This window comes from Streptomyces sp. CC53, assembly GCF_001865245.1.
GTDB lineage: Bacteria > Actinomycetota > Actinomycetes > Streptomycetales > Streptomycetaceae > Streptomyces.
On sequence record NZ_MKXB01000095.1, the window covers coordinates 1 to 4,394 of the forward strand.

The 4,394-nt window shown below is 75.1% G+C and carries 4 protein-coding genes; 3 read left to right on the forward strand and 1 reads right to left on the reverse strand.

The genetic code is table 11. The features are described 5' to 3' along the window. Window positions 1-538: GAF domain-containing protein (locus BJP40_RS08330; RefSeq protein WP_371258611.1), on the reverse strand; the 538-nt coding region annotated here is incomplete at its 3' end. Window positions 539-767: 229 nt separating this feature from the next. Between BJP40_RS08330 and BJP40_RS08335 the strand changes: the two genes are divergently transcribed. Genes BJP40_RS08335 through BJP40_RS08340 form a run of 3 tightly spaced genes read left to right on the forward strand, consistent with a single transcriptional unit; the run spans window position 768 to window position 4,224 of the window. Further along, the gene (locus BJP40_RS08335) at window positions 768-2,441 is read left to right on the forward strand and encodes an AMP-binding protein (protein ID WP_071279832.1); all 1,674 of its coding nucleotides are present in this window, start codon (window positions 768-770) and stop codon (window positions 2,439-2,441) included. Further along, complete coding sequence (locus tag BJP40_RS34090) at window positions 2,438-2,605, forward strand: hypothetical protein (RefSeq protein ID WP_177204339.1); 168 nt, start codon at window positions 2,438-2,440, stop codon at window positions 2,603-2,605. Before BJP40_RS08335 ends, BJP40_RS34090 begins: the two co-directional genes overlap by 4 nt. Next, window positions 2,602-4,224, forward strand: a complete 1,623-nt coding sequence (locus tag BJP40_RS08340; protein WP_071279833.1) for an AMP-binding protein — start codon at window positions 2,602-2,604, stop codon at window positions 4,222-4,224. The genes BJP40_RS34090 and BJP40_RS08340 overlap by 4 nt, the downstream gene beginning before the upstream one ends. Window positions 4,225-4,394: the final 170 nt, after the last annotated feature.

The window sequence follows — 4,394 nt, forward strand, 5'->3', positions numbered from 1 at the left end:
CGGCCTCCCAGGCCCCGGCGCCCGCGCGGCCCGGCCCGTCGCCCGGGATGCCGCGCCCCTCCGCCGTGCCGGCACCCGCCGCACCCGGGGGCGCCGCCCACCGGGCCGCCGCCTCGCGCAGCCGCCACGCCTCGTCCCGCACGACCAGCGCCTGCTCCAGGTCCCGGGCCGCCGCCACCGCGGCGTCCAGCACCCGGTCGCCGAGCGGCACCGGCCGCCGCAGCGCCCCGTACAGCACCGCCCGCACCCGCCGGCGGACCACCACCGGCACCGCGAGCACCGACCGCAGGCCCTCCGCCGCCACCGGCGCGTCGTACTCGTGGCTGATGTGCCGGGCCTCCGGGTAGTCCGTCACCGCGCACGGCCGGGCCAGCGCGACCGACCGGCCGCCCAGACCGCCACCGTGGCGGACCGTCAGCCCCCGCAGCACGTCCGACGACGTACCGCTCAGCTCCGCGATGCGCAGCCCGGCCCGCGCCCGGCCGCCGTCGCCCAGCAGCCCCCCGAAGGCCACCGGCAGCCCCGTGGCCCGGCGCATCCCCCGCAGGGCGGCCCGCAGCTCCGCCGCCTCGCCCGCCGGCCCCGCGCCCCGCCCGCCGACTCCGTACCGGTCCGCCACGTCCGCCGCTCCCCGCTCCCGACCGCTCGCCCCCGCACGCCACACCGGCGCCAGGCGCGCCCCCCGTCCGGGGGTAGTGAGACCTGCGTCACCGATTACACGATGGCGCGAGCGCGTCCCGCAACGAGCGCGCACGAGGAGGACACAGATGTCGGAACACGGTGCGACCGCGCGGTTCCGGGCCGCCCGGGACTTCCTGCAGCGGCACCGGGAGGACTACGACGCCGCCTACCGGGGCTTCTCCTGGCCGCGCTTCACGCACTTCAACTGGGCCGCGGACTGGTTCGACGCCATCGCCGCGGGCAACGCCGCCACCGCGCTGCACATCGTCGAGGAGGACGGCCGCGAGACCCGCGTCTCCTTCGACGACATGGCCGCCCGCTCCCGGCGCGTCGCCAACTGGCTGCGCGCCCAGGGCGTACGGGCCGGGGACCGGGTGATCGTGATGCTCGGCAACCAGACCGAACTGTGGGAGACCGCACTCGCCGCGATGCGGCTGCGCGCCGTCGTCATCCCCGCCACGCCGCTGCTGGGCCCCGCCGACCTGCGGGACCGCGTGGCACGCGGCCGGGCCCGGCACGTCGTCGTCCGGGCCGCCGACACCGCCAAGTTCGACGGCGTGCCCGGCGACTACACCCGCATCGCCGTCGGCGGGGCGCGGGCTCCCTGGCGCGCGTACGAGGAGGCGTACGACGCCGACGACCGGTTCGTCCCCGACGGACCCACCCGTGCCGACGACCCGCTCCTGCTCTACTTCACCTCCGGGACCACCGCCCGCCCGAAGCTCGTCGAACACACCCACACCTCCTACCCCGTGGGCCATCTGGCGACCATGTACTGGATCGGGCTCCGGCCCGGCGACGTCCACCTCAACATCTCCTCGCCCGGCTGGGCCAAGCACGCCTGGTCCAACCTCTTCGCGCCCTGGAACGCCGAAGCCGCCGTCTTCGTCCACCACTACACGCGTTTCGACCCCGCCCGCCTCATGGCCGAGATGGACCGGCACGGCGTCACGAGCTTCTGCGCCCCGCCCACCGTCTGGCGCATGCTCATCCAGGCCGACCTGACCGCGCTGCGCACCCCGCCCCGCGAGGCCCTCGCGGCGGGCGAGCCGCTCAACCCCGAGGTGATCGCGGCCGTGCGGCGCGCCTGGGGCGTCACCATCCGGGACGGCTTCGGCCAGACGGAGACGGCCGTGCAGATCGCCAACACGCCCGGGCAGCCCCTGAAGCCCGGGTCCATGGGCCGCCCGAGCCCCGGATTCCGCGTGGAACTGCTCGATCCGGTGACCGGGCGGCCCGGCGCGGAGGAGGGCGAGATCGCCCTCGACCTGTCGGCCCGCCCGGTGGGCGTGATGACCGGATACCACGGCGACCCGGAGCGCACGGCGCAGGCTATGGCGGACGGGTACTACCGGACCGGGGACATCGGACGGCGGGACGACGACGGGTACGTGCACTTCGTCGGCCGGAGCGACGACGTGTTCAAGGCCAGTGACTACAAGATCAGCCCCTTCGAGCTGGAGAGCGCCCTCCTGGAGCACGAGGCGGTGGCCGAGGCCGCCGTCGTCCCGGCGCCCGACCCGCTGAGGCTGGCCGTGCCGAAGGCGTACGTCGTGCTCGCGGACGGCTGGGAGCCCGGACCGGAGACCGCGAAGGCGCTGTTCGCGCACGCGCGGGCGGCCCTCGCCCCGTACCAGCGGATCCGCCGCATCGAGTTCGCCGACCTGCCCAAGACCGTCTCGGGCAAGATCCGCCGCGTCGAGCTGCGGGAGCGGACGGCTGCCGGGTCGCCCGCCGAGTACCGCGAGGAGGCCCTGTGACCGGCCCGCTGTCGAACGCCCGCGCGTACGGCGAGGGGAAGGCCCCCGTGACCGACCGGCCGGCCTGCCCTCGCGGTCCGGTGGCCGGCCCGCCGGGGCAGGCCCGCGGCCCCGTCGCCGACCCGCTGCCGCACGTCCACGACCACGCCAGGGAGGCACGGTGACCGTGCAGCTGTCGTACGCCCACGGGACCGGCGGCACGCCCCTGCTCGGCGAGACCATCGGCGCCGACCTCGCCCGGACCGTGGCCCGGTACCCCGACCGGGAGGCCCTCGTCGACGTGGACTCCGGGCGCCGCTGGACGTACGCCGCGTTCGCCGCCGCCGTGGACGAGCTGGCCCGCGCCCTGCTGGCCTCCGGCATCGCCCAGGGCGACCGGGTCGGCGTCTGGGCGGTCAACTGCCCCGAGTGGGTACTGCTCCAGTACGCCGCGGCCCGCACCGGCGCCGTCCTGGTGAGCATCAACCCGGCCTACCGCGCGCACGAGTTGGCGTACGTCCTCAACCAGGCGGGCGTCTCGCTGCTGGTCGCGTCCCCGTCGCACAGGTCCACCGACCACCGGGCGCTGGTGGAGGAGGTGCGCGGGGCGTGCCCGGAGCTCCGGGAGGCGTTCTTCATCGGGGATGCGAGCTGGGACGCGCTGACCGCCCGGGCGGCGGGCGTCACCGCGGAGGACCTGGCCGCGCGGGAGGCGGAGCTGTCCTGCGACGACCCCGTGAACATCCAGTACACCTCCGGCACCACCGGCTTCCCGAAGGGTGCCACGCTGTCCCACCACAACATCCTCAACAACGGCTATTTCGTGGGGGAGACGCTCGGCTACGGCCCGGACGACCGGATCTGCCTGCCGGTTCCGTTCTTCCACTGCTTCGGCATGGTCATGGGAAACCTCGCGGCCACCTCCCACGGCGCCTGCATCGTGATCCCCGCCCCGTCCTTCGACCCCGCCGCCACCCTCCGCGCCGTCGAGCTGGAGCGGTGCACCTCCCTGTACGGGGTGCCGACGATGTTCATCGCCGAGCTGCACCTGCCGGACTTCGCCTCGTACGACCTGACGTCCCTGCGCACCGGGATCATGGCGGGGTCGCCGTGCCCGGTGGAGGTGATGAAACGGGTGGTCGCCGAGATGCACATGGCGGAGGTGTCCATCTGCTACGGCATGACGGAGACCTCGCCCGTCTCCACCCAGACCCGTCGCGGTGACGACCTGGAGCGCCGCACCGGGACCGTCGGCCGCGTCCTCCCGCACGTCGAGGTGAAGGTCGTGGACCCGGTCCGCGGTACGACGCTGCCGCGCGGGGAGGCGGGCGAGCTGTGCACCCGCGGCTACGGCGTGATGCTCGGTTACTGGAACGAGCCGGAGCGGACCGCGGAGGCCGTCGACGCCGGCCGCTGGATGCACACCGGGGACCTGGCGGTGATGCGGGAGGACGGGTACGTCCAGATCGTCGGCCGGATCAAGGACATGATCATCAGGGGTGGTGAGAACGTGTACCCCAGGGAGGTCGAGGAGTTCCTGTACGGTCACCCGAAGATCGCGGACGTCCAGGTGGTCGGGGTGCCGGACGAGCGGTACGGCGAGGAGGTCCTCGCCTGCGTCGTCCCCCGTGACCCGGCAGATCCGCCGACGCGGGAGGAACTGGCGGACTTCTGCCGCGACAGGCTGGCGCACTACAAGGTCCCGCGCCGCGTCGAGGTCATGGACGCCTTCCCCATGACGGTGAGCGGGAAGGTGCGGAAGGTGGAGCTCCGGGAGCGGTACGGCTCGCCGCGGACGGCGTAGCGGCCGGAGCGCTCCCGCGCTCCGGGCCCGGCGGCTCTCCGGGAGCGGCAGCGCGTACCACCGGGCCCGAGCGGGCGGACCGGCCGGTGCCGCGTCGGAACCGTGGCCCGGCGCCGGTGTCGTGCGGCGACGCCCTGCCGGGCGGTGCCCGGCCCAGCCGCGCCGCGCCC